At 68.2% G+C, this 24,550-nt stretch carries 21 protein-coding genes; 20 read left to right on the top strand and 1 reads right to left on the bottom strand.

The window, feature by feature from the left end:
* The first annotated feature begins 59 nt into the window (after nt 1–59).
* The 20 genes from IEX88_RS14270 (at nt 60) to IEX88_RS14175 (ending at nt 23,343) form a co-directional block, all read left to right on the top strand.
* Entirely contained in the window at nt 60–1,778 is a 1,719-nt protein-coding gene (locus IEX88_RS14270) for an ABC transporter permease (RefSeq protein WP_188851768.1), read from the top strand.
* Nucleotides 1,771–2,853, top strand: a complete 1,083-nt coding sequence (locus tag IEX88_RS14265; protein WP_188851766.1) for an ABC transporter ATP-binding protein — start codon at nt 1,771–1,773, stop codon at nt 2,851–2,853. The genes IEX88_RS14270 and IEX88_RS14265 overlap by 8 nt, the downstream gene beginning before the upstream one ends.
* Nucleotides 2,854–2,863: 10 nt before the next feature.
* Nucleotides 2,864–4,090, top strand: a complete 1,227-nt coding sequence (locus IEX88_RS14260) for a CaiB/BaiF CoA transferase family protein (protein WP_188851764.1) — start codon at nt 2,864–2,866, stop codon at nt 4,088–4,090.
* Nucleotides 4,087–4,932 carry an HpcH/HpaI aldolase/citrate lyase family protein gene (locus tag IEX88_RS14255; protein ID WP_188851762.1) on the top strand — a complete coding sequence of 282 codons (846 nt, stop codon included), beginning with the start codon at nt 4,087–4,089 and terminating at the stop codon, nt 4,930–4,932. Before IEX88_RS14260 ends, IEX88_RS14255 begins: the two co-directional genes overlap by 4 nt.
* A 24-nt stretch (nt 4,933–4,956) precedes the next feature.
* Nucleotides 4,957–5,964: a hydroxyacid dehydrogenase gene (locus IEX88_RS14250; protein ID WP_188851760.1), complete on the top strand. Its 1,008-nt coding sequence runs from the start codon at nt 4,957–4,959 to the stop codon at nt 5,962–5,964.
* A 28-nt stretch (nt 5,965–5,992) separates the two neighbouring features.
* Nucleotides 5,993–6,667, top strand: coding sequence for an RraA family protein (locus tag IEX88_RS14245; RefSeq protein ID WP_188851758.1), 675 nt, complete (start codon nt 5,993–5,995; stop codon nt 6,665–6,667).
* A gap of 343 nt (nt 6,668–7,010) precedes the next feature.
* Nucleotides 7,011–7,724 carry an FCD domain-containing protein gene (locus IEX88_RS14240; protein WP_188851757.1) on the top strand — a complete coding sequence of 238 codons (714 nt, stop codon included), beginning with the start codon at nt 7,011–7,013 and terminating at the stop codon, nt 7,722–7,724.
* Between the two features lie 60 nt (nt 7,725–7,784).
* Nucleotides 7,785–8,750 carry a tripartite tricarboxylate transporter substrate binding protein gene (locus IEX88_RS14235; protein ID WP_188851755.1) on the top strand — a complete coding sequence of 322 codons (966 nt, stop codon included), beginning with the start codon at nt 7,785–7,787 and terminating at the stop codon, nt 8,748–8,750.
* Between the two features lie 31 nt (nt 8,751–8,781).
* Nucleotides 8,782–9,264: a tripartite tricarboxylate transporter TctB family protein gene (locus tag IEX88_RS14230; protein ID WP_188851753.1), complete on the top strand. Its 483-nt coding sequence runs from the start codon at nt 8,782–8,784 to the stop codon at nt 9,262–9,264.
* A gap of 118 nt (nt 9,265–9,382) precedes the next feature.
* On the top strand, nt 9,383–10,891 hold the full coding sequence (locus IEX88_RS14225) for a tripartite tricarboxylate transporter permease (RefSeq protein ID WP_188851751.1): 1,509 nt from the start codon (nt 9,383–9,385) through the stop codon (nt 10,889–10,891).
* Nucleotides 10,892–10,894: 3 nt separating this feature from the next.
* On the top strand, nt 10,895–12,313 hold the full coding sequence (locus IEX88_RS14220; protein WP_188851749.1) for an MmgE/PrpD family protein: 1,419 nt from the start codon (nt 10,895–10,897) through the stop codon (nt 12,311–12,313).
* Nucleotides 12,310–13,056 (top strand): SDR family NAD(P)-dependent oxidoreductase, encoded by a 747-nt coding sequence (locus tag IEX88_RS14215; protein WP_188851747.1) that lies wholly within the window; start codon nt 12,310–12,312, stop codon nt 13,054–13,056. Before IEX88_RS14220 ends, IEX88_RS14215 begins: the two co-directional genes overlap by 4 nt.
* Before the next feature lie 56 nt (nt 13,057–13,112).
* On the top strand, nt 13,113–14,153 hold the full coding sequence (locus IEX88_RS14210) for an AbrB family transcriptional regulator (RefSeq protein WP_188851745.1): 1,041 nt from the start codon (nt 13,113–13,115) through the stop codon (nt 14,151–14,153).
* Between the two features lie 129 nt (nt 14,154–14,282).
* Nucleotides 14,283–15,347: an ABC transporter ATP-binding protein gene (locus IEX88_RS14205; protein ID WP_188851743.1), complete on the top strand. Its 1,065-nt coding sequence runs from the start codon at nt 14,283–14,285 to the stop codon at nt 15,345–15,347.
* Nucleotides 15,348–15,362: 15 nt separating this feature from the next.
* A complete protein-coding gene (locus IEX88_RS14200) occupies nt 15,363–16,409 on the top strand; it encodes an extracellular solute-binding protein (RefSeq protein ID WP_188851741.1) in 1,047 nt (348 codons plus the stop codon).
* A gap of 21 nt (nt 16,410–16,430) precedes the next feature.
* The gene (locus tag IEX88_RS14195; protein WP_188851738.1) at nt 16,431–18,149 is read left to right on the top strand and encodes an ABC transporter permease; all 1,719 of its coding nucleotides are present in this window, start codon (nt 16,431–16,433) and stop codon (nt 18,147–18,149) included.
* 123 nt (nt 18,150–18,272) lie between these two features.
* Nucleotides 18,273–19,034 carry an FCD domain-containing protein gene (locus IEX88_RS14190; RefSeq protein WP_188851736.1) on the top strand — a complete coding sequence of 254 codons (762 nt, stop codon included), beginning with the start codon at nt 18,273–18,275 and terminating at the stop codon, nt 19,032–19,034.
* A 262-nt stretch (nt 19,035–19,296) separates the two neighbouring features.
* Nucleotides 19,297–20,712, top strand: a complete 1,416-nt coding sequence (locus IEX88_RS14185) for an MmgE/PrpD family protein (protein ID WP_188851734.1) — start codon at nt 19,297–19,299, stop codon at nt 20,710–20,712.
* Nucleotides 20,713–20,890: 178 nt separating this feature from the next.
* On the top strand, nt 20,891–22,240 hold the full coding sequence (locus IEX88_RS14180) for an MmgE/PrpD family protein (protein WP_188851732.1): 1,350 nt from the start codon (nt 20,891–20,893) through the stop codon (nt 22,238–22,240).
* A gap of 20 nt (nt 22,241–22,260) precedes the next feature.
* Complete coding sequence (locus tag IEX88_RS14175; RefSeq protein ID WP_244640179.1) at nt 22,261–23,343, top strand: isocitrate/isopropylmalate dehydrogenase family protein; 1,083 nt, start codon at nt 22,261–22,263, stop codon at nt 23,341–23,343.
* Between the two features lie 111 nt (nt 23,344–23,454).
* On the opposite strand, the gene IEX88_RS14170 is transcribed toward IEX88_RS14175, so the two are convergent.
* Nucleotides 23,455–24,435: a Bug family tripartite tricarboxylate transporter substrate binding protein gene (locus tag IEX88_RS14170; RefSeq protein ID WP_188851728.1), complete on the bottom strand. Its 981-nt coding sequence runs from the start codon at nt 24,433–24,435 to the stop codon at nt 23,455–23,457.
* Nucleotides 24,436–24,550 lie beyond the last annotated feature (115 nt).

Below are 24,550 nucleotides of genomic sequence, written 5' to 3'. Positions count from 1 at the left end.
CCATCGCGGGACGGATTCCTGTCCGTCCCGCACCCGCCTCCTCATCGGAAACATTTGCCATGACAGCCACGACCGCCGTCAGGGAATCGCCCGCGGGCTTTGATCGCTCCCGGCTGATCTTCTGGGGCATCTTCGCGCTGACCACCGTGATGGTGGTCGGTCCGATCGCCCCGATTCTCGTCCAGGCCTTCCTCGACAAGCCGCTTTACGACATCGCGGCGGGACTGACCTTTTCCAATTTCAGCCGGCTTTTCGGCGATCCCGAAATCCTCGGCATCTTCTTCAACACGGTGGCCTTCGCCGTTCTCACCATGGTCGTGGCGCAGGTCTTCGGCGCTGTCATGGCGGTGATCGTCGGCCGCACCAACCTGCCCGGCCGCCGGATCTTCGGCGAACTCCTGCTCTGGCCGCTGTTCGTCTCCAACCTCGTAATCGCCTTCGGCTGGTTCACCATGTACGGCCCGTCCGGCTACGTCTCGCTGGCGGTGCGCGGCTGGATCGGTACGATCCCGTGGAACCTCTATTCGATCACCGGCATGGGCATCGTCGCGGGCCTCAGCCAGGCGCCGCTCGCCTATCTCATGTGCCTCGGTGCCGTCACCAAGGCCGACGCGTCGCTGGAAGACGCGGCCCGCTCGGCCGGCGCCGGCCCGTTCCGCGCGCTCTGGTCGGTCACCGTGCCGATGATGCGCCCGGCGATCATCTATTCCGCCGTTTTGAACTTCGTCATCGGCATCGAGATGCTGGCGATCCCGCTTCTGTTCGGCGCGCCGAGCGGCATCAACACCATCACCACCTTCCTCTACGACCGTGGCATCAACGCCGCCGTGCAGCCGGACTACGGCATCGTCGGCGCCGCCTCGCTGGTCCTGCTCCTCGTGGTCGGCTTCCTGGTCTGGCTGCAGGGCTATCTGATGAAGGGCAGCGGCCGCTTCGTCACCGTGCGCGGCAAGGCGACCCGGCCCTCGACGCTCGACCTCGGTCCCTGGCGCTGGGCGGCCTTTGCGCTCGTCGCGTTCTATGTGCTCACCACGATCGTCGCGATCTTCGTCGGCATCTTCATGCGCGCCGGCGTGACCTTCCTGACGCCGCTGATCCCCTTCTACAAGCTTCTGACCACGGCGAATTTCGAGCTGATCTTCAACTCCAGCTCCTACATGCGCTCGATCGGCAATTCGGTGGTGATCTCGCTGGTCGGCGCCGTGATCGGCACCTTCTTCATCGCCATCGTCACCCTCGTCGCCCGCCGTTCCGAGTTCCGCTTCGCCCGGCCGCTGGAATATGTGGCGCTGTTCCCGCGCTCGCTGCCCGGCATCATCGCCGGCCTCGGCTTCTTCTACGCCGTGGTCTGGATTCCCGGCCTCGACGTCATCCGCGGCACGATCTGGATCCTGATGATCGCCTTCATCCTGCGCTACATCCCGGTCGGCTTCGGCGCCATCGCCCCGGCTTTGTCGCAGGTCGGCGAGGAGCTCGATCGCGGCGCCCGCATCTCGGGGGCCGACTGGTGGACGACGGTGACGCGGATCATCCTGCCGATCCTGAAGCCGGCGCTGTTCTCCTGCTTCGCGCTGCTCTTCATCCACTTCTTCAAGGAATACGTGACGGCGGTCTTCCTGTACCAGCCGGGCTCCGAGATCATCGGCACCACCATGCTGCAGCTGGTCGCCCAGGGCGACAACGGCCCGGTCTCGGCCCTCGCCACCATCCAAGTCGTCATCACTGCGGTCTTCGTCCTTCTGGCCCGCCGCGTACTGGGAGCCAAGATCTATGGCTGATCTCGTCCTCGACCATCTGACCATCCAGTACGGCGACGTCACCGCCGTCAACGACGTGTCGATCACCGTGCCTTCGGGTGAGTTCCTGACCCTGCTCGGCCCCTCCGGCTGCGGCAAGTCGACGACGCTCTTCTCCATCGCCGGGCTCAACAAGGCGACGTCGGGCACGATCCGCATCGGCGACAAGGTTCTGTTCGACGGCGCCAAGGGGATTTCCGTCGCGCCGGAGCACCGCGACATCGGCCTCGTCTTCCAGAGCTATGCGCTCTGGCCGCATATGAGCGTCGCCGACAACCTCGCCTTCCCGCTGAAGCTGCGCAAGATGGGCAAGGCCGAGCGCGAGGAGCGGATCCGCGACGCGCTGACCCTCGTCGAGATGATGCCCTATGCCGAGCGTTTCCCGTTCGAGCTTTCCGGCGGCCAGCAGCAGCGCGTGGCGCTGGCCCGGGCACTGGTCTATCGGCCGAGCCTCCTCCTCCTCGACGAGCCGCTGTCCAACCTCGACGCCAAGCTGCGCGAGCGGGCGCGGGTCTGGCTTCGCGAGCTGCAGGAGCGGCTAAAGGTCACCACCATCTACGTCACCCACGACCAGTCCGAGGCGCTCGCCGTCTCCGACCGCATCGCGGTGATGAGCATGGGCCATCTGCGCCAGCTCGGCCGGCCGAAGGAGATCTACAACACCCCCGCCGACGCCTTCGTCGCCGACTTCATCGGCTCGTCCAATTTCCTCACCGGCAAGCTCGCCGGCGGCGAAGAGCTTGATGGAAGGGCGAATGTGGAGCTCGCCGACGGCTCGCGCATCCGCACCCTGCCCGGCCGCGCCGCCGCCGACGGCACGCTCGTCGTCGCCGTCCGTCCCGAGCGGCTGGAGATCGTCTCCGGCCCGCAGGACAATGCGATTCCGGCCACGATCGAACACGGCACCTATCTCGGCTCGATCTACCAGTATGAGGTGGCGGGCGCCGGCTCGCGCTTCCGCATCCAGACCGCCGAAGAGATCGCGCAGGGCCAGGTCTACATCCGGATTCCGCCCGAGGCCGCGACCATCTTCCCGGCCGAGCCGGACGGCAAGTGAGGGGCCCGGCATGAAGACCGAAAAGCCCGTCATCCGCTTCGACCCTTCGGCCAAGGGCCCGCTGTCGGGCGTGCGCGTCGTCGACCTGTCGCGCCTCGTCGCCGGCAACATGCTGACGCTGCAGCTGGCGGACTTCGGCGCCGACGTCATCAAGATCGAGCCGCCCTCCGGCGACTCGCTGCGCGACTGGAAGGACAACGGCCAGTCGCTGCACTGGAAGACCTATGCCCGCAACAAGCGCTCGCTGGTGATGAACCTGCGCGACGCCGCAACGCTCGACGCGCTGAAGACGCTGATCCGCACCGCCGACGTCCTGGTCGAGAACTTTCGCCCGGGGACGCTGGAAAAGATGGGCCTCGCCCCCGAGACGTTGCTGGAGCTCAATCCCGAGCTGATCGTCGTTCGGATTTCCGGCTTCGGCCAGACCGGCCCCTATGCCCACCTCCCCGGCTTCGGCACGCTGGTCGAGGCGATGAGCGGCTTTGCCGCCCGCACCGGCTTCCCCGACCGCGAGCCGGTGCTGCCGCCGCTGGCGCTGGCCGACATGATCTCCGGCATGTTCGGCGCGCAGGCCACCACCATGGCGCTGCTCGCCCGCGAGAAAGGCATGGCGCACGGCCAGGTCATCGACCTGTCGCTGCTCGAGCCGATCTTCGCCGTGCTCGGGCCGGAGGCCTCGATCCACCGCGTCACCGGCAAGGTCAAGGAACGCGTCGGCAGCGGCTCCAACACCGTCTCGCCGCGCAACATCTACCGCTGCCGCGACGGCAAGTTCGTCGCTCTGTCCGGCTCGATGCAGGCGGTGACGATGCGCATCTTCGACATCATCGGGCATCCCGAGATGAAGACCGATCCGCGTTTTGCCACGAACGGCGAACGCGTGCGCAACCGCTTCCTGGTCGATGCCGCCGTCGGCGCCTGGTTCGCCGCACGCGACCGCGACGAGGCTCTGGCGATCATGCGCGAAGCCGGGGCGACCGTCGGCCCGGTCTTCGACATCGCCGACATCGCGGTCGACCGGCATTTCGAGGAGCGCGAGATCTTCGTCGAGGTCGAGGACGCCGACAACGGCTCGCTGCCCATGCACAACATCGTGCCGCGCCTCTCCGCCACCCCCGGCGTCTGGCGGCGGCCTGCGCCCTCGCTGGGCGAGCACAACGGCGAAATCCTCAGCGAGATCGGCCTCGATGCGGACGCCATCGCCGCCATTGCCGCGGCGAGCAAGGCCACGCCATGATCCGCTCCCTGCTCTACGTCCCCGGCAGCAGCCCGAAATTCATCGCCAAGGCACACGAGCGCGGCGCCGATGCGGTGATCGTCGATCTCGAGGACGCCGTCGCGCCGTCCGAAAAGACGCCGGCGCGCGAGGCCCTGACGGACAGCGTGCGGAGCGTCGGCCGCGGCGGCGCCACGACCTTCGTGCGCGTCAACAATTCCGACGAGCGTCTCCTGCCGGACGCCGCCGCGGCCTGCCGGGCAGGCGCCGACGGGCTCTACATCCCGAAGGTCACGACGCCCGACCTCCTCGCCGCCATCGCCCGCCATATCGCCCCGATCGAGGTGAAACTCGGCCGCAAGCCCATGGTCTTCGTGCCGCTGATCGAGGATCCGGGCTCGGTGTTCGACGCCCGGCCGATCGCCGGGCACGAGCGGGTGCTGGCCCTTAGCGCCGGCGCCGAAGATCTCGCCACCGCCATGGGCGCGCTGCCGACGCCCGAGGTGCTGAAGCTGCCGAAGCAGCTGATCCACATGGCGGCGAAGGCGGCGGGCGTCCTGTCCTTCGGCCTCCTGCGCACGGTCGCCGACTATAGCGACGTCGAGAGCATGCGGATGGCCGCCCGCGAGGCCCGCGACTTCGGCTTCGACGGCGCCAGCTGCATCCATCCGAGCGTCGTCGCCATTCTGAACGAGGCCTTCGCCCCGTCCGAGGCGGAGATCGCCTGGGCGCGCAGGGTGATCGCGGCCAATGCCGAGGCCGCAGCCGCCGGCACCGGCGCCTTTACCCTCGACGGCCGCTTCGTCGACGCGCCGATCGTCACCCGCGCCGAAGCGGTCATCGCCCTTTCCGAACGCCTCTAGCCTTTCCGTCAAGGAGCCCTCGCCATGCCGAGCGAAACCCCCAACGGCAGCGGCCGCAGCCGGCGCATCCTGGTGACCCACACCCAGATCGCCCCGAGCGCCGTGGCGCTGCTGAATGCCCACGACATCGACGTCTTCTTCTCGCCGCCCTACGACGCGCCGGACGTCGTCGCGGCGCGGGCCCGGGACCTCGGCGTCGACGCCATCATGGTGCGCCAGGGCAAGGTCAACGACCTCGTCATCTCGGCTTCGCCGAAGCTGAAGGTGATCGTCAAGCACGGCGTCGGCATCGACAACATCGACCTGCGCGCCGCCGCCGCCCGCGGCATTCCGGTGCTGCGCTCGCTCGGCTCCAACTCGCTCGCCGTCGCCGAGCACGCCATCGCCCTGGCGCTGACCCTGATCAAGGAAGTGCTGCCGCTCGACCGGGCGGTGAAATCAGGCGAATGGCCGAAGCCGACCTTCATCGGCCGCGACATCGCCGGCTCGCTGATCGGCCTCGTCGGCTTCGGCGCCATCGGCCGCCACACCGCTCGCCTCGCCGAGGCGCTCGGCATGGAGGTCAGCGTCTACGACCCGATGGCCTCCGCGGCGATCGCGGCCGCGGGCTATACCGAGGCGAAGACCGTCGACGACCTCGTCGCGGCGGCCGACATCGTCAGCCTGCACTGCCCGCTGACGGTCGAGACCCGTCACCTGATCGATGCCCGCCGGCTGGCGCTGATGAAGCCGACGGCGCTGATCGTCAACACCGCCCGCGGCGGCATCATCGACGAGTCCGCTTTGGCGGAAGCCCTGGCGGAGAAGCGCATTGCCGGCGCCGCGCTCGACAGTTTCGCCGCCGAGCCGCCGCCGACGGACAGCCCGCTCTGGCCGCTTGGCACGCTCGTCGCCACCCCGCACATCGGCGGCGTCACCACCGGATCGGCTCGCTCGATGGCCGAGATCGCCGCCCGCCACATCATCGACGTGCTCGACGGCAAGGCGCCGGACGAAGCCAGCCTCTCGCATGCGGACACCCTCGCCGCCTGACCCTTCGACCGCAAAAGGAACCACCACCATGCCCGTAGGCTTCAGAATCAACCGCAGCTGGACCCGCGTCGACAGCGCCACCGTTGACAGTTTTCGCGCCCTGCCCGTCGCCAATGTCAGCGATGCCATGTCGCGCCTGTCCTCCGCCGGCCCGCGCCTCCGGCCCATGCACAAGAGCGGCACTCTTGCCGGGCCCGCGCTCACCGTCCGCTCGCGCCCCGGCGACAACCTGATGCTGCACAAGGCCATCGACATGGCCGAGCCCGGCGACATCATCGTCATGGATGCCGGCGGCGACCTCACCAATTCGCTGATGGGCGAGCTGATGCTGGCGCATGCGATCAAGCGCGGCGTCGGCGGTTTCGTCCTCTATGGCGCTGTGCGCGACGCCGAGGCCTTCCTCACCCGCAACCTCCCAGTCTTCGCGCTCGGCATCAACCACCGCGGCCCCTACCGCGACGGTCCGGGCGAGATCGGATTTCCCGTCGCCTTCGACGGCATGAGTGTCGCCCCGGGCGATCTGGTGCTGGGCGACATGGACGGCGTCCTCTCGGTCGCCTATGGCGACACCGCGGCCGTCCTCGCCGGCGCGCAGAAGAAGCACCAGGGCGAGACGCGGCAGATGGAAGAGACCGAGGCCGGCACCGTCGACCGCTCCTGGGTCGACAAGGCGCTGGAGCGCGCGGGCTGCACCTATACCTGACAAGGCGGCATCGGCCGAGGTGAGGCCAGGCAGGGCCTCAGCCGCTGGTCCAGCGACCGCGGTAGCGACGAGAGGCGGAAGCCGCTCATGTGTCCCTGGCGAGAAGCCTGGGGTCGTCACGCGGTATCCCCCGCCAGCGACGAACCGGTAGCTGGCAGCTAAAGGCGAACGCCCAAAGCCCTGCGGGGCTTCCTCGGCCGTTCTTTCACTGCTTCCGCCCCTCTCTCTGCTCTCCCTCTCCCTTCCTCAGTCGGCGAAGCCTCCCTTCGTCTCTGCTCGACCGCAACTCGCAAAGTGGTGCGTATTGTTGACAAAGTTTTGTCGACAGATTACGTCTTTAAGCATGATGACCGCGGCCGCCGAGCTTGTCCTCCTGCAAAAGCACTCTCTCGCCAGCATGCTGGAGCGGGAGATCGAGGCGATGATCCTGCGCGGCGCCCTACCGGTCGGCGAACGGATCAACGAGCTGCAGCTGGCCGAGACGTTCGGCACCAGCCGCAGCCCGGTGCGCGAGGCGCTGCGCGGGCTGGAGGCGGCCGGGCTGGTCGAGGCCGTGCCCAACCGCGGCATCTTCATCCGCCGCGTCGACACCGCCAAGGCTCTTGAGGTCTACGGCGTGCGCGCGGCCCTGTTCGGCTATGCCGGCCAGCTTCTTGCCGAAACGGGCAGCGCGGGCGACCGTGATGAGCTGCTGCGGCGACACGCGGTCATGGGCGAGGCCGCCGCCGCCCACCTTTTCGAGGCCTATCTGCCGCTGAATTTCGAGTTTCATGACTTCATCGTCGGCGCCAGTGGCAACACGGTGCTCGCCGCGCAGTACCGCGCGCTGGTCAAGCAGCTGCGCCTGTTCCGGGCCCGCAACCTGATGTCCGGCGACACCCTGGCCGTCTCCCATCACGAGCACCAGGCGATCGTCGACGCCGTCGTTTCGCGCGACGGGGCTGCCGCCTACCGCGCCTGCTTCGACCATGTCGAGATGGGACGGCGGCGACTGATGGCGCAGGTGGCCGGCGCGGCTCCGGCTGCCGTGCCGGTCGAGGAGACGAGGTCCGCCTGAAACCAACCGGTCCAGCCGCTCGACAGAAGCGGCGGGCCATCACACCAACGGGAGAGAAACATGTCCTTTGCGCCCCGCCTTGCCGGCCTTTTCGCCGGCGCTGCCGCCACCGTCTTCCTGCTTCAGCCGGCCTCGGCCGAGCCCCTGCCCTATCCGGTCGATGTCGTGACCCTCGTCACCCATTCCAGCCCCGGCGGCGGCAGCGACGTCTTCCTGCGCGACATGGCGCGCTACCTGCGCGACATCATCGACGCCGACTTCGTCGTCGAGAACGTCTCCGGCGGCAGCGGTGCCAACGCCATGGCGCACATGGCCCAGGCCGCCACCGACGGCAGCGTGCTCTATGCCACGACCCCGACCTACATCTTCACCTCGCTGATGAGCGAGCTGTCGGCCGACTACGAGAATCTCGAGCCGGTGGTGAACGTCTTCTACGATCCGGCGGTGATCTACACGCGCGCCGACGCGCCCTTCCAGACGCTCGCCGACGTCATCGCCCATGCCAAGGACAACCGCAGCGCCTGGGGCGCCGCCAATCCCGGCTCGCTGGAGCGCATCTCGCTGGAGGACATGAAGAAGAAGGCCGGCGTCGATGCCGCCATCGTCACCAGCGAGGGCGGCGGCGAGACCATGATCAACGTCCTCAACGGCACGCTCGACATCGCCATCGGCGAGGTCCAGGAGCTGCGCTCGCAGCTCGAGGCCAAGCAGATCCGTCTCCTCGCCGTCGCCACCGACGAGCGCCTGGCGATCCTTCCGGACGTGCCGACCGTCAAGGAGGCCGGCATCGACCTCGTGGTGCGAAAATTCCGCGGCCTCGCCGGCCCCAAGGGAATCTCCCCCGGAGCCATCGCGGTCTGGGAGAAGGCCATTCCGATCCTGCTCGCCAATCCGGAATACAAGGCGGCCTACGGCGCCTCCAACCTGATCGGCACCTTCATCCCGCATGCCGAATACGCGCCCTTCATGGCGAGTTTCGCGAACGAGCAGAAGACCTTTCTGACCGAAGCCGGCGTCATCCAGTAGCCGGACGGTCGAGCAGAGCAGGAGGCGCACCATGACCAGAGACCTCGGCCTCGGCCTCGTCGCCCTCGCCTTTTCGGTGGTCTACCTCATCGAGGCGTCGCGGATCCGCAGCAGCGCGCTCGGCGACAGCGTCGGCGCCGGGGGCGTGCCGACCATCCTCGGCTGGGTCATGGCGGTGACGGCCACGGTGATCATCCTGCACCAGCTCTGGCTGAAGCGGACGGGGAGCTTTCTCCCCGCCGCGGTCTCGGAAGCGTTCGAGACCCCCGGGCGCACCTTCGCCATCGCGGCCGGCGTGGTCGCGATGGCGTCCCTCTACATCGCGGCGCTGCGCTGGCTCGGCTACATCCCGTCGACCGCGCTCTTTCTGGCGGGCATGCTGGCCTATCAGGGGGTCGGCTTGTCGCGCCGCCTGATCCTGGTGCCGGTGCTGGGGGCGGTCGCGCTCTTCCTGCTCTTCGACACGCTGCTCGGCCTCAACCTGCCGACCGGTCTCCTCGGCCGTCTGTTCTAAGGCGGCCGCCGGCGGCACCAGGCCGCCTGCCCGTCCGCCCTCTTCTTGCACGGAATGAGCTTGACCGTCCGGCCGCCGCGACGGCGCGCGCCCTCCCGTCAGCCCCGGAGTCTGTCCCATGGACGCGATCATGCAGAGCCTCGACCTCCTGACGACGACGCTCGTCGTGCCGATGGCGATCATCGGCATGGTGTTCGGCATCTTCGGCGGTGCCATGCCGGGACTGTCGCCCTCGATCACCATGGCGCTGCTCCTGCCCTTCACCTACACGATGGACCCGATCCCGGCGATCGTGCTCCTGGCGGCGACCTATGTCGGGGCCGAGTACGGCGGCTCGGTGCCGGCGATCCTGATCCGGACGCCCGGCACCAACGCGGCCGCAGCCACCCTCATCGACGGCTACGAGATGACGAAGCAGGGCAAGTCGGGCGAGGCGCTCGGCATCTCGCTCTATGCCTCCTCGATCGGCAATTTCGCCGGCATTCTCTGCCTCATCCTGTTCACCGCGCCGCTCGCGCAACTAGCGCTGCAGTTCCGCCCCACCACCTATTTCGCCCTCGGCCTGCTCGGCCTCAGCGTCATCGCCACCGTCTCGGAAGGGCTGCTTTCGAAGGGCGTTCTAGCCGCACTGATCGGCCTGATGATCGCCACCATCGGCACCGATCCGGTCAGCGGCGTCGCCCGCTTCACCTACGGCAATCCCGACCTCCTGTCGGGCGTGCCGATCATCCTGATGATGGTCGGCCTGTTCGCGGTCAGCGAAGTGCTGGAGCAGATGGCGACCAAGAGCCAGCGCGACAACGCCCGGGGCACGACCACGCGGCTGAAATGGCCTGATTTTCCCATGCAGAAACGACTCTGGCGCTCCAACCTCATCGGCTCGGGCATCGGCGTCTTCTGCGGCATCATGCCGGGAGCCGGCGGCACTGTCGCCTCCTTCATGGCCTACAACGAGGCGCGCCGCTTTTCAAAGACGCCAAGCGAGTTCGGCAAGGGCTCGCCGGAAGGCGTCGCCGCGCCGGAGGCGGCCAACAATGCCGATGCCGGCGTCGGCCTGATCCCGTTGTTGTCTTTCGGCATCCCCGCCTCCAATTCCACGGCGATCCTTCTCGGCGGCTTCCTGATCCACGGCCTCGTCCCCGGCCCGGTGCTGTTCGACCGCGACCCGACCATCCTCTACGGCCTGTTCACCGGCCTCATCGTCGCCTCCGTCGCCCTCATCCCCGCTGCCTTTCTGACGCTGGGCGGCTGCGTCTGGCTGGTCAACCAGCCGAAATACTACCTGCGCGCCTTCATCCTCGCGCTCGTCCTTGCCGGCGCCTATTCGGTGAACGGCAGCGTCTTCGACCTCGGGATCGTCATGGCGGCCGGCGTTCTCGGACTCGGCATGCGCTATTTCGGCTTACCGATGCTGCCGGTCGTTCTCGGTCTCGTGCTCGGCTTCATGATCGAGGCGAACTACCGCCGCTCCCTGGTCATCGCCGGCGGCGACCACCGAATCTTCCTCGAAGATCCCATCGCCGTCGTCTTCCTCCTTCTCGCCGCCCTCTTCCTCGCGATCTCCCTCGTCCAGGAGTTCCGCACCCGCCGGGTGCCGGCGGCGAGCCCCATCGACAAGGTATCCTGATCCATGGCTGCAGCTTCCCGTCCCGACAATGCCGAGACCCTCAGCCCCACGCTGTCGGAGCAACTCGCCACCTGGGGCGCCGGGCTCACGCCCGAGGCCATCCCCACCGGCATGGCTGATAAGGCCGAGGCCATCCTCACCGACGTCGTCGGCCTGTGCCTGGCGGCCCGCCACACCGACTATGTCGCCAGCATCCTCGCCGCGGCGGAACCCGGAAACCACGTCGCCATCGGCCATGCCGGGCGCTATTCGGCCGCCGACGCGGCGCTGATCAACGGCACGGCAGCGCATGGCGAGGATTTTGACGACACCTTCGAGGGCGGCCCGGTGCATTCGGGCGCGGTCGTCGTGCCGGCTGTGCTGGCCGTGGCCGAGCGCGGGAACCTGTCGGGCGCGCAGACCATGCTCGGCATCGCCGCCGGCATCGAGCTGCTCTGCCGGCTCGGCCTCGTCACGCCGAAGGCGATCCACAAGGCCGGCTTCCACCCGACCGCCGTTCTCGGCGCCCTCGCCTCGTCCTTCGCCGTGGGCGTCGCGATCGGGGCCGACGCCAAGGCGCTGAAGAACACGCTCGGCATCGCCGGCTCGACCGCGTCGGGCATCATCGAATATCTCGGCGACGGCTCGTCGACCAAGCGCATGCATGCCGGCTGGGCGGCGCAGTCGGGAATGCGCGCCGCGCTGATGGGGCGCGCCGGCTTCGTCGGCCCCCGCGCGGTTCTGGAGGGCGAGCACGGCTTCTTCCGTGCCTTCGCGCCGTCGCTGGCGCCGCGCTTCGATCTCCTCTTCGACGGGCTCGGCGAAAACTGGATCGCCGAGACCATCACCTTCAAGCCCTATCCCTGCGGCACCATGGTGCAGCCCTATATCGACTGCGCCAAAAAGCTCCGCGCCGAAGGCGTGCCGCTGGAGGCGATCGACACGATCATCTGCTTCACCTCGGACGGTTATGTTCACCGGCTGTGGGAGCCACTGGCGATGAAGCAGACGCCGCCGACCGCCTACGCCGCCAAGTTCAGCATCCCCTTCGGCGTGGCACTCGGTCTCGCGCGCGGCACAGCCGGCCTCTCCGACTTCTCGGATGCGGCGATCGCCGACCCGGCGCTTCTGTCGCTCAGCCGCCGCGTCAGCTACGTCGTCGATCCCGCCGACCCCTATCCCGCCCGCTTCACCGGCCATGTCCGCATCACGCTGGTCGACGGCACCGTGTTCGAGGCGCGCCAGGATCACATGCGCGGCGGCGTCGACGCGCCGCTCGGCCGCGACGAGCTCGACGCCAAATTCCTCGCCAATGCCCGCTATGGCGGCATCGACGACCCCGCGGCCATGCTCGCCCGCTGCGGCCAGCTCTTCGCCGCCCCCAAGGCCGCGCCCGCCATTGCGGGCCTGTCCGCCTCCCCCGTCCTGGAGTCCCTGACATGAACGTTCGCGAATTCGATGGCCGCGTCGCCCTCGTCACCGGCGCCTCGCGCAATATCGGCCGGGCGATCGCCGTGTCGCTCGGCGAAGGCGGCGCCTCTGTGCTCGTCCACGCCCACCGCGACGCCGCCGGTGCCGCCGAGACGGCGCGCCTCGTCGAGGAAGCCGGCGGCCGCGCCGCGGTGGCGCTCGGCGACCTTTCCGATCCCGCCGTGCCCGAGACGATCGTCGAGGCTGCGCTTTCCGCCTTCGGGCGGCTCGACATCCTCGTCGCCAATGCCGCGATCCGGCCGGAGGAGACGATCGAGGACCTCACCTATGAAGACTGGCGCGCCGTCATGGCGCTCTGCCTCGACAGCGTCTTCCTTTTGACCAAGGCGGCGCTGCCGGCGCTGAAGCAAAGCGACCGGGCGGCGATCGTCTCGATCGGCGGCCTCACTGGCCACAGCGGCGCGTCCGGCCGCGTCCACGTCATCACCGCCAAGGCCGCGCTGGCGGGTCTCACCAAGGCGCTCGCCCATGATCTCGGCCCGGCCGCCATCACGGTCAACTGCGTCGCCCCCGGCCTGATCGAGACCAAGCGCGACGGCGAGGAGCCGAAACACCACGCGACGCGCACCAACGTCCTTGGCCGGCGCGGCACACCCGAGGAGGTCGCGGCCGCGGTGCGCCTCCTCGCCGGCCCGTCGATGCGCTACGTCACCGGCCAGACGCTGCACGTCAACGGCGGCGCCCTGATGGTCTGACGCGGGTGTCCGCGCCCTCTCCCGCCCCGCCGCCCCCGGGCCGGCGGCGGGCCACGTTGCTGCGGGCCGCCGGCCTGTGGGCCGCGACGCTCGGCGCCGCCCTGGCCGGCGCCCTACTGTTTCGGGCGTTGCACCTGCCGCTCGCCGCGATCCTCGGATCGCTTCTCGGCGCCGCCCTCGTCGCCAATCTCGTCGGCACCGTGCCGGGCGGCCGCACTCTGCGGCGCGGCGGCCAGCTCTTCGTCGGCGCCTCGGTCGGCGCGGTGCTCTCCCCCGACATTCTCGGCGCCCTGACGGCCTTGCTGCCGGTGATGCTCGCCGTCGCGGTGCTGTCGAACCTTGCCGGACTGCTGCTGGCGGTGCCGCTGGCGAAAATCGCCGGCGTCGACCGGCTGACGGCGGTGCTCTGCTCGTTGCCGGCGGGCATGGCCGAAATGGCGACGCTGGCGCAGGAGCTGAAGGCCGACGAACAGGCCGTCGCCCTGGTGCACACGCTCCGGGTCGTCCTGGTCCTGATGCTGATCCCGCTCTGGCTCGGCCTCGTCGCCGGCACCGCCCAGGCGCCGCAACCGCTGTTCGGCATGGCCGGCCTCAGCGAAATCCTGGTCCTCGCCGCGGTCTCTGCCGCGATTGCCGCCGCAGCGACGCGGGCAAGGATCGTCAACGCCTATATCATCGCGCCGATGCTCCTGTGCGTCGCCGTCGTCGGTGCCGGCCATCCGCTGCCGCCGGTGCCGCCGCTCGTCCTCTTCGCCGCGCAGATCGCCATCGGCACCTCGCTCGGCCTGCGCTTCCGGCTGGACCGGCTTCGCCGGATGCCGCGGCTAGCGCTCGGCGGCTGCCTCAGCGGCATCGTCCTCATCGGCACGGCCTTTGTCGGCCTCGCCGCCGTGGTCGAGCATTTCAGCGATCTCGACCATGTCTCGGCGATCCTCGCCGTCGCCCCCGGCGGGCTCGGCGAAATGATCGCTTCGGCGGCCACCCTCGGCCTCCTGGCGGCAGCTGTCGCGGGCTTCCAACTGACCCGGTCGATCCTCACCAACCTCTGCCTGCCCCCGCTGATCCGGTGGGCGGCGGGGCTTCGTCCAGCAGCCTGACGCAGAGCCTCGAAATGTAAATGGTAATCTGTTGACAGTCTTCAATTTCGTTTCTAGGGTCTTACAAAGGCAGAACAGTGGACCCGGTCCCGGCCGGAGCCCACGCGCAGCGCAGTATTGGGAGATGGCATGGCGTTCCTCGAACTGGACGGCCTGACCAAGAGCTATGGCGCTCTGACCGTGGTCAAAGGCGTCAACCTCTCGGTCGAGAAGGGCAAACTGGTCTGTCTGCTCGGGCCGTCGGGCTGCGGCAAGACAACGACGCTGCGGTTGATCGCCGGCTTCGTCGCGGCCAATGGCGGCGCCATTCGCGTCGACGGCCAGACCGTCTCCTCGGCCTCGGCGACGGTGCCGCCGGAAGGCCGCAACATGTCGATGATCTTCCAGAGCTACGCCCTCTGGCCCCACATGACGGTGTTCGAGAACGTCGCCTACGGCCTCAAGCTGCGCCGTCTCTCCCCGGCCGACATCAAGACACGGGTGCGCGAAATCCTGTCGGCGACGCAGCTCCTCGCGCTCGAGGCGCGCTATCCGGGAGAACTGTCCGGCGGCCAGCAGCAGCGTGTTTCGCTGGCGCGGGCGCTGGTGATCAAGCCGGAAATCCTGCTCCTCGACGAGCCCCTGTCCAATCTCGACGCCAATCTGCGCGAGGAGATGCGCTTCGAGATCCGAAGGCTGCACGACGAGTTCCGCTACACCACCGTCTACGTCACCCACGACCAGGTCGAGGCGATGACCACCGCCGACATCATCGTCGTGATGAACGACGGGCGGATCGAGCAGGCCGGATCGCCCGAGGACATCTACGAGCGGCCGGAGACCGAATTCGTCGCCCGCTTCATCGGCGGCACCAACATTCTGACCGGCACCCGCGGCGAGGCCGACACCGTGGTCTGCGAAGGCGGGCTCGTCCTGCGCTGCAGCAGCGGGACCGTTCCGGCCACCGGCAGGGCCGCCGTCTCGGTGCGCCACCACGACGTCGCGCTGTCAGAGAACAAGCCCGCCGACGCCACCAATTGCGCCATCGGCACCGTCACGCGGCAGATCTATCTCGGCTCGCACCGGGATTATCTCGTCGCCCTCAAGGGTGGAGAAACGGTGCGCACCGTCGCACCGGTCAACGTCGCGATCCCGGTCGGCCAGGACGTCTGGCTGCACTTTCCACCACAGCACTGCCGGGCGCTCGCGCAATAAGGGAGGAATCACAGCATGTGGACGAAAACATTCGGCGCAGCCATCCTGGCGGCGGGCCTGTCGGTCTCGTCACTGGCCATGGCGCAGGCCCCCGAGCCCTACCAGGTCACCCCCGAGCTCGAGGCTGCGGCCAAGGCGGAGGGCAAGGTGATCTTCTACACCGCGACCGACGTCACCGTCGCCGAGAAGCTCGCCGACCTCTTCAAGTCGAAATATCCCGAGATCGCCGTCCAGGTGGAGCGGGCGGGTTCCGAGCGCGTGTTCCAGCGCATCGGCCAGGAATACTCGTCGGGCATCTACGGCGCCGACGTGATCGAGACCTCGGACGCCGTGCATTTCGAGTATTTCAAGCGCGAGGGCTGGCTGGCGCCGATGGTCCCGCAGGAAGTCGCCGACAAGTGGCCGGCCGACGAGAAGGACCCCGACGGCAACTTCGCCGCCTACCGCGCCCACCTTTCGGTCCTCGCCTATCGCTCCGACCTCTTGCCGGAAGCCGATGCGCCGAAGACCTGGACCGACCTGCTCGACGCCAAATACAAGGACAAGATGGTCAAGGCCCATCCCGGCTACAGCGGTACGGTGATGACCTCGACATTCGTCCTCTCCGAACTGCTCGGCTGGGAGTTTTTCGAAAAGCTCGGCGAGCAGGGCGTGATGCAGGTCCAATCCTCGACCGAGCCACCGAAGAAGCTTGCCCAGGGCGAACGCTCGATCCAGGTCGACGGTAACGAATACAACGTCTTCCGCCTGCAGGACGAGGGCGTGCCGATCAACATCGTCTATCCCGCCGAGGGCACGCCGCTCGCCGTCGGCAATGCCGCGGTGCTGAAAGAGGCGCCGAGCCCGAACGCCGCCAAACTGTTCTACGCCTTCCTGTTCTCCAAAGAGGCGCAGCAGCTGAACAGCGATTTCGGCGGGCTCCGCTCGTTCCATCCGGACGTCAAGGAGAAGGCCGGCCGCACGCCGATCGCCGACATCAAGCTCCTGCATTCCGATCCGGCCAAGCTCGAGCCTGAGATCCAGACCATCAAGACGAACTACGAAAAGTACTTCGGCACGTAAGGCAATCGGGATCCATCCGTCATGACCAGCAACGCTCCTGCCCTCGGCCTGCGCCGCGGGATCGACCTCTCCTGGCCGACCTTCGCTCTGTTGACCCTGGTCCTGAGCGTTCTGGTAATCCTACCGCTGTTCTGGCTCGTCTATTACAGCTTTCGCAACGATGCCGGGGGCGGTTTCACCTTCGACAACTTCGTCGCCCTCGTCGCCGACCCCACCCTCTTGAGGGCTTATGGCCTCGCCATCGGCATGGCGCTCGGCGTGGGCGTCCTCGCCTGCGTCGTCGCCACGCCGATGGCCTGGCTGGTCTCGCGCACCGACCTGCCGGGTCGCCGGCTGATCCGCATCATGGTGACCGCGTCCTTCGTCACGCCGCCCTTCCTCGGCGCCATCGCCTACGAGATCATCGCCGCGCCCAACAGCGGCATCGTCAACGTCATCTACCGCTCGATCTTCGGGCTGGAGCGCGGCGCCTATCTCGTCAACATCTACACCTTCACCGGCCTCGTCTTCGCCATCGCCTGCTTCACCTTCCCCTATGTGTTCACGCTGGTCGCCAATGCGCTCGACCGGGTGCCCTCCGACCTCGAGGACGCCTCGTCGATCCTCGGCGGCAAGGCGATGACCACGCTGCGCAAGGTGACGATCCCGCTCGTCCTGCCGGCCATGCTGGCGGGAACGCTGATCGCCATCCTGCAGGCGCTGACCATGTTCGGCTCGCCGGCGATCCTGGCGCTGCCGGCCGGTTTCCACGTCATCACCACCAAGATCTGGAGCCTGTTCCAGTTTCCGCCGCGGCTCGGCCTTGCCGCCGCCGCCGCCCTGCCGCTCCTCATCATCACGGTGATCCTCCTCAGGGCGCAGAAGCAGATCCTCGGCCGCAAGGGCTACACCGTCCTCGGCGGCAAGAGCGGCACGCCGCGCATCGTGGCGCTCGGGCCCTGGAAATGGCCGGCGATCGCCTTCGTCTTCGCCGTGCTGTCGCTGACCTTCATCTTTCCCTATGCCGCGATCATCAAGACCGCCTTCACCACCACGGTCGGCGATTCGCTGAGCTTCGAGAACCTGACGCTTCGGCACTGGAACTTTGTCCTGTTCGAGTTCTCGGCCACTCAGCTGGCGCTGCGCAACACCTTCCTCCTCGGCTTCGCGACGGCGACGATCGTCACCGCCATCGCCGTCGTCGTCTCCTATCTGGTGACGCGCCGCTCGGTGCCGGGCTCTGGCTTTCTGGGCGTGCTCGCCACCGCCCCGGTGGCGATCCCCGGCATCGTCCTCGGCGTCGGCCTGTTCCTCAGCTATGCCAACCCAACCTTCCAGCTCTACGGCACGCTGTGGATCCTGCTCATCGCCTTCATGACCATCGAGATGCCGGCCGGCTACCAGCAGATGTCGTCGGCCTTTTCGGGCGTGCATCCCGAGCTCGAGGAGGCCGGACGGATCATGGGTGCGTCGCGGCTGCGCACGCTCTGGGACATCACGGCGCCGCTGCTGCGCACCAGCGTCGTCGCCGCCTGGTGCTTCGTCTTCGTCGGCACCATCCGCGAGCTGTCGGCGACGATCCTGCTCACCACCGCCAACACCAAGCTGGTCTCGGTGATCATCTACGACCTCAACGAGAGTGGTGATCTCGGCGCGATCTGCGTGCTCGGCATCATCCTCCTTGCCGCCTCCTTCGCCGTCGTCTTCGTCGCCAACCGGGTGCCGGTTCTCGGCGGCTCGCAGATGAACGCCCGCGGCTGATGTCGGCGCGGGCGGCGTGCATCGCCAACGGCACCGTAAGTTGCTAAACTTGCTGCGGGATGGCAGGGCTCTGGGCCTGCCATCCCGCTCTCATTTCATCGGAACCTCAACCATGGGCCTTGCATGTCGGACAGCCTGACGCAGCCGCAGAACCTCTCGGCGATCGACTTCCTGCGGACCCGTTCGCTCGCCAATGTGGTGCAGGCCGAGATCGAGCGGATGATCATCGACGGCGAACTCACGCCGAACGAGCGGGTCAACGAGAACGCCCTGTCACAGCGCCTCGGCGTCAGCCGCGGACCGATCCGCGAGGCCTGCAGCGCGCTGGCTGCGATGGGGCTGATCGAGATCATCCCCAACCGCGGCTTTTTCATCCGCGCCCTCTCCAACGACGAGGCGCAGGACCTGTCGGAGGCCCGCGCCGCCGTCTTCGGCTGCATGGCGATGATGCTGGCCGAGACCGTGACCGACGCCCAGATCGCCATCCTGCGCGCGCTCCTGCAGCGCATGGACGAGATCGTCGCACTCGGCGACGTGCACGTCTACTATCCCGTCAATCTGGAATTTCACAAACAGATCGCGACGATGGCCGGCAACAACCGCCTGGCGCTGATCTACCAAAGCTTCGTGCGCGAACTGCACATCCAGCGCTACCGGGCCCTGTCGAGCCGCGACGTGCTCGCCATTTCCAATCAGGAGCACTGCGCCATCGTCGATGCGGTCGCGGCCCGCGACCCCGCCGCCGCTCTCGTCGCGGCCCGCACCCATATCCTCAACGGCATCATCCGCACCCGCAAGGCCGGCCAGCCCGGGGCTCCGGCCGAGCCCGGCGAGGCGGCTGCCGCGAAGCCGCCGCGCAAGCCGCGGGCAACGAAGCCGGGCTGAGAGTCACCGCGCGGGAACGCGCGCTCGTCCGGGCGCCGGTCCCTTTTCGCGACCCAACACGAAGGAGCGGCAGCCTGATCAGGCGCCGCCGTGCGTGGGCGTCTGCCTTCTCTCCAACGCCATCGGGATGCCGGCCCGCTCACGACACGGCGGAGCAGCGGCCGTTTGACATGGCTACAAAACTGTTGACAATTAACAGTTGACGAAGCACCGTCCTCCTGACACATCGGGTTTGCACCGATACGAATTCACGAGGATGGGCATGAACCAGAACAGCGCAGTCGATGTCGAACTGACGAAATACGTTGCCGAATTCATCGTCGCGGCGAAGGTCGAGGACCTGTCCGCCGAGGTGGTGGAACTGGGCAAGAAGTCGATCCTCGACGGTTTCGGCCTGGCGCTTTCGGGCTCGGTCGCCAAGAGCGGCGAGCTGGTTCGCCGGCATCTCAGCGATCTCGATCTCGGCGAAGGCGCGGCCACGGTGATTGGCGGCGGTCGCCGCGTCGCCCCGCGCTTTGCCGCCTTCGCCAACGGCGTCGGCATTCATGCCGACGACTATGACGACACCCAGCTCGCCGTCGCCAAGGACCGGGTCTACGGCCTGCTGACACACCCGACCGCCCCGGCCCTGCCGGCGGCGCTCGCGATCTCGGAACTCGTCAACGCCGCCGGGCGCGACTTCATGCTGGCCTACCATCTCGGCGTCGAGGTGGAGTGCAAGATCGCCGAGGCGATTGCGCCGCGCCACTACCAGACCGGCTTCCACGCCACCGCCACCTGCGGCACCTTCGCCGCCGCCGCGGCCGCGGCAAAACTGATGGGCTTCGACGTCGCGACGACCCAGCGCGCCCTCTCCCTCGCCGGCAGCCAGTCGGCCGGCCTGCGCGAGAATTTCGGCACGATGACGAAGCCTTTCCACGCCGGCAAGGCGGCCGAGAGCGGCGTCGCGGCGGCGCAGTTCGCCTCCTATGGCTGGACCGCGGCGGCGCGCATCCTCGAAGCTCCGCGCGGGTTCTTCGCAGCGGCCGGCGGCGGCTACGATCAGGGCGCCATCTACGGCAAGCTGGGCGCGCCCTGGACCTTCGCCAGCCCCGGCATCTCGATCAAGCCGCACCCGTCGGGCTCGCTCACCCATCCCGGCATGACCGAGATGCTGCGCCTGATCAAGGAAAACGGCATCCGCGCCGAGGACGTCCGGCACGTGCGCGTCGGCACCAATTCCAACATGCCGAACGCCCTCATCCATCATCGTCCGAAGGACGAGCTGCAGGCGAAATTCTCGATGGAATTCTGCATGGCCATCCTCCTCCTCGACGGCCGCGCCGGGCTTGCCGAGTTCACCGACGAAGCGGTCGAGCGCGACGACGTCAAGGCGATGATCGAGAAGGTCGACTTCGTCATCGACGACGAGGCGGAGGCCGCCGGCTACCATCTGATGACGACGCTGATCGACATCGAGCTCACCGACGGGCGCAAGATCTCCGGCCGCGCCGATTTCGGCAAGGGCAGCCCGGCCTTCCCGATGAGCTACGACGAGGTCGCCGACAAATTCCGCGAGAATGCCGAATTCGCCGGCATGGGCCGGGCCCGGGCCGACGAGATCGTCGACCTCGTGCGCGGCCTAGAGGACATGTCCTCGCTCGACCGGCTGACCCAGCGCCTGATCACCGTCGCCTGAGCGGCGCGGGGGAAGAGGCGCTCTCCCCCACGCCCCGCGACAGGTCGGCAGCCGGAGCGACGGCGCGCCGGCAGATCCATTCCCCCAAGAGCATCGGGCCGCGCCGGCGCGCCGTGCTGCCGGTCCGCACACAGGTCCGCCGCAAACCCAGCGTGCCCCTTCCGAGAAAGAGACGACCATGCAGGATACCGAGATCACCCGGCGCCTCGCCGCCTGGACCGTCGGCCTCGACGCCGAAGCCATTCCGGAAACGGTCCGCGCCGAGGGCGTGCGCACCTTCGTCAACTGGCTCGGCTGCGCCGTCGGCGGCGCCCGCCACGAGACCGTCGACCGGGCCTTGGCGGCGGCCTTGCCCTTCTCCGGCCCGGCCCGGGCCCAGGTCATCGGCCGCGCCGAGCGCGTCGACGAGCTGCATGCCGCGCTCCTCAACGGCATCTCCTCGCATGTCCTCGACTATGACGACACGCATCTGAAGACCATCATCCACCCCGCCGGGCCGGTCGCCTCGGCGATCCTGGCCGTCGCCGAGACGCGTGCGGTGTCCGGCCGCGATTTTCTTACCGCCCTGATCGCTGGCATCGAGGTCGAGTGCCGGATCGGCAACTCGGTCTATCCCGACCACTACGACCGCGGCTGGCACATCACCGGCACCGCCGGCGTGTTTGGCGCCGCGGCCGCGACCGGCCGCCTGCTCGGATTGACCGAGCTGCAGATGACCTGGGCCTTCGGCATTGCCGCGACGCAGTCCTCGGGCTTCCGCGAAATGTTCGGCACCATGTGCAAGAGTTTTCACCCCGGCCGCGCGGCGCAGAACGGTGCCATGGCTGCCTTCCTTGCCAAGGCCGATTTCGACTCCTCGCTGCGCGCCATCGAGGCGCCGCGCGGCTGGGCGAACGTCCTGTCGACCAAGCAGGATTATGGCGAGATCGTCGACGGCCTCGGCACGCGCTGGGAGGCCGGCCTCAACACCTACAAGCCGTTTGCCTGCGGCATCGTCATCCACCCTGCCATCGACGGCTGCCAGCAGCTGCGTGACAAGCTCGGCGCGCGCGTCGCCGACATCGCGTCGGTCGAGCTGCGCACGCATCCGCTGGTGCTGGAGCTGACCGGCAAGACCGCGCCGACCACCGGCCTCGAGGGGAAATTCTCGGTCTTCCACTCCGCAGCGACGGCGCTTCTCTATGGCGATGGCTCGCCCACCGCCTTCACCGACGAGCGGGTGCGCGATCCCGCCGTCATGGCGCTGCGCGACAAGGTCAAGGCGACCAGCGACGGCTCCGTTCACGAGGACGCCGTGCACATCGCGGTGACGCTCACTGATGGCGAGCGGATCGAACTGCACGTGCCGCACGCCATCGGCAGCCTGGAGCGGCCGCTGTCGAACGAGGCCATCGGCGAAAAATTCGTCACCCAGTCGGTCCCGGTGATCGGCGAGGTCGCGTCGCGGGCCCTGCTCGCCATGGGCTGGGCGCTGGAATCCAGCGACGACGTCGCGGCCATCGCCAGCGCTTCGGCGGCGCAGGCATGACCGGCATGACGGAGGCTCCGATGCAGCCCCATCTCACCCTCGGCGTCCTCGACGGCGACGACATCGGCCTCGAGATCGTTCCGGCGGCGGTCGCCGTCGTGCGGGCCGCCGCGGCCCGCACCGGCCTTGCCATCGACTGGCGGCCGATGCCGATCGGCGCCAACGCGCTTCCCACCCACGGCTCCACCTTCCCGGAAGGCACGATGGAGGCGCTGGCGAAGATGGACGGCTTCATCCTCGGCCCGATCGGCCACCGCGCCTACCCGAAGGTACCCGGCGCGATCAACCCGCACCCGATCATGCGCAAGGGTTTCGGCCTCTTCGCCAATGTCCGGCCGACGCGTTCCTATCCCGGCCTCGGCGCCGTCTACGACAACATCGACCTCGTCATCGTGCGCGAGAACAATGAGGGCTTCCAGCCCGACCGCAACGTCGTTGCCGGCTCGGGCGAGTTCCGGCCGACCGAGGACGTCACCATCTCGGTCCGGGTGATCACCCGCGCCGGCTCGTCCAAGGTCGCCCGCGCCGCCTTCGAGATCGCCCGCCAGCGCAAGAAGCGGCTGACCGTCGTGCACAAGAACACCGTGTTCAAGCTCGGCTGCGGCATGTTCGTCGAGGAATGCTACCGCGTCGGCCAGGAATTTCCGGACGTCACCATCGACGAGGTGATCGTCGACACGATGGCGATGCGGCTGATCCGCGATCCCTGGAGTTTCGACGTCGTCGTCACCACCAACATGTTCGGCGACATCCTCACCGACGAGGCGGCGGGCCTCGTCGGCGGGCTCGGCATGGCGCCGGGCCTGTGCATCGGCGAGGGCGCGCTCGCCATGGCCCAGGCGACGCACGGCTCTGCTCCCGACATCGCGGGCCAGGGCATCGCCAATCCCTTCGCGATGATCGAATCGGCGCGGATGATGGTCGAGTGGCTTGGCCACAACCGGCAAATTCCGGAGGCGCTCGCGGCCGCGGCGCTGATGGAACGGGCGATCACCAAGGCGCTTGCCGATCCCGCCACCCGTACCCGCGACATCAAGGGAAGGACCGGCACCGAGGGCATGACGCAGGGCATCATCGCCGCAATCGAGGCCGACGCGGCCTGAGGCACGGGGTGCGCCCCTCGGCTGGCACAACCATCCCTGCCTAGTAGAACGGCGCCGGTCTGATGGACCGGCGCCGTTCTGCTTATTCGTCGTCAGAGACCCGAAGGCGTCTCAGCCGCCGAGGCCGAGCTCGGCCAGCAGCGCGGTGACGCGGGTCTGTTCGGCCTCGAGGAAGGTCGTGAACTCGGCCGAGGGCATATAGAGGTTCTGCCAGCCGCGGTTGGCGCAGATCTCGTTCCACTCGTCGCTCTTGGCCATGGCGCCGAAGGCTTCGTCGAGGTCGGCGAGCTCTTCCGCCGTGAGCTTCGTGCTGCCTACCAGGCCGCGCCAGTTGACCAGTTCCGTGTCGACGCCCTGCTCGCGGAAGGTCGGCACGTCGATGCCCTTCAGCCGCTCCGGCGAGGAGATGCCGAGCGCCCGGAGCTTGCCGGTCGTGATCATGTCGGCGAACTCGTTGTAGCCGCCGGTGGCGACGGTGACCTGGTTCGACAGCACCAGCGGCAGCATTTCCGAGCCGGCGCCGACGACGATGTAGTTCATCTGGGTGACGTCGCCGCCGGTCGCCTTGACCACCTGCGCCGAGACCAGATGGTCGGGGCTGCCGAGGCCGAAACCGGCCCAGGAGACGGCGCCCGGCTCGGCCTTGTAGGCCTTCACCAGATCGTCGAGCGACTTGATCGGCGAGTCGGCGGCGACCACCAGCGGCTGGTACTCGCCCTGCAGGCGCGCGACCGGCTTGGTCTGGGCCAGCGACACCGCCGACTTGTTGATGATCACCGCCCCGACCATGCCGAGGCCAGCGGTCAGCAGCGCCGACGAGCGGCCGCGGCTGATCAGCTGGGCGAGTCCCACCGTGCCGCCGGCGCCGGGGACGTTCATCACCTCGACGTTGCCGGCGAGCTTCTGGTCCTGAAGCAGCATCTGCGCGGTGCGGGCGAGGGTGTCGTAGCCACCGCCGGTGCTGGCGGCGGCGATGATGGTCAGCTCTTCGACCATGGCCGCCTGGGCCCGGGACGGGCGCAGCATCGGCAACGCGGCGCCCCCGCTGAGGGCGGCGAGCATCATCGAAAAATCGCGGCGGTTGAGGGTCATGGCGTTGTTCTCCCAGAGATTCGGCTCTTGCCGTTCCCGACGGCAGGGCCGGTCGTAGTGTATCCCACCCAGGCCTGTCGAGCGGCGAGACCCGCGGCGCCCAACAGCGGACGAC

It is taken from the genome of Aureimonas glaciei (assembly GCF_014643375.1).
GTDB lineage: Bacteria > Pseudomonadota > Alphaproteobacteria > Rhizobiales > Rhizobiaceae > Plantimonas > Plantimonas glaciei.
The sequence above is the reverse complement of the archived record's forward strand: the minus strand, read 5'-3'. Positions and strand labels throughout refer to the sequence as shown.

Bases quoted from the DNA above. Each gene is read 5' to 3' on its own strand.
- IEX88_RS14250 (WP_188851760.1), top strand. From the start codon at position 4,957: ATGCCGAGCGAAACCCCCAACGGCAGCGGCCGCAGCCGGCGCATCCTG.
- IEX88_RS14205 (WP_188851743.1), top strand. From the start codon at position 14,283: ATGGCGTTCCTCGAACTGGACGGCCTGACCAAGAGCTATGGCGCTCTG.
- IEX88_RS14245 (WP_188851758.1), top strand. From the start codon at position 5,993: ATGCCCGTAGGCTTCAGAATCAACCGCAGCTGGACCCGCGTCGACAGC.
- IEX88_RS14180 (WP_188851732.1), top strand. From the start codon at position 20,891: ATGCAGGATACCGAGATCACCCGGCGCCTCGCCGCCTGGACCGTCGGC.
- IEX88_RS14190 (WP_188851736.1), top strand. From the start codon at position 18,273: ATGTCGGACAGCCTGACGCAGCCGCAGAACCTCTCGGCGATCGACTTC.
- IEX88_RS14255 (WP_188851762.1), top strand. From the start codon at position 4,087: ATGATCCGCTCCCTGCTCTACGTCCCCGGCAGCAGCCCGAAATTCATC.
- IEX88_RS14200 (WP_188851741.1), top strand. From the start codon at position 15,363: ATGTGGACGAAAACATTCGGCGCAGCCATCCTGGCGGCGGGCCTGTCG.
- IEX88_RS14235 (WP_188851755.1), top strand. From the start codon at position 7,785: ATGTCCTTTGCGCCCCGCCTTGCCGGCCTTTTCGCCGGCGCTGCCGCC.
- IEX88_RS14195 (WP_188851738.1), top strand. From the start codon at position 16,431: ATGACCAGCAACGCTCCTGCCCTCGGCCTGCGCCGCGGGATCGACCTC.
- IEX88_RS14220 (WP_188851749.1), top strand. From the start codon at position 10,895: ATGGCTGCAGCTTCCCGTCCCGACAATGCCGAGACCCTCAGCCCCACG.
- IEX88_RS14240 (WP_188851757.1), top strand. From the start codon at position 7,011: ATGATGACCGCGGCCGCCGAGCTTGTCCTCCTGCAAAAGCACTCTCTC.
- IEX88_RS14225 (WP_188851751.1), top strand. From the start codon at position 9,383: ATGGACGCGATCATGCAGAGCCTCGACCTCCTGACGACGACGCTCGTC.
- IEX88_RS14265 (WP_188851766.1), top strand. From the start codon at position 1,771: ATGGCTGATCTCGTCCTCGACCATCTGACCATCCAGTACGGCGACGTC.
- IEX88_RS14175 (WP_244640179.1), top strand. From the start codon at position 22,261: ATGCAGCCCCATCTCACCCTCGGCGTCCTCGACGGCGACGACATCGGC.
- IEX88_RS14185 (WP_188851734.1), top strand. From the start codon at position 19,297: ATGAACCAGAACAGCGCAGTCGATGTCGAACTGACGAAATACGTTGCC.
- IEX88_RS14260 (WP_188851764.1), top strand. From the start codon at position 2,864: ATGAAGACCGAAAAGCCCGTCATCCGCTTCGACCCTTCGGCCAAGGGC.
- IEX88_RS14170 (WP_188851728.1), bottom strand. From the start codon at position 24,435: ATGACCCTCAACCGCCGCGATTTTTCGATGATGCTCGCCGCCCTCAGC.
- IEX88_RS14215 (WP_188851747.1), top strand. From the start codon at position 12,310: ATGAACGTTCGCGAATTCGATGGCCGCGTCGCCCTCGTCACCGGCGCC.
- IEX88_RS14270 (WP_188851768.1), top strand. From the start codon at position 60: ATGACAGCCACGACCGCCGTCAGGGAATCGCCCGCGGGCTTTGATCGC.
- IEX88_RS14230 (WP_188851753.1), top strand. From the start codon at position 8,782: ATGACCAGAGACCTCGGCCTCGGCCTCGTCGCCCTCGCCTTTTCGGTG.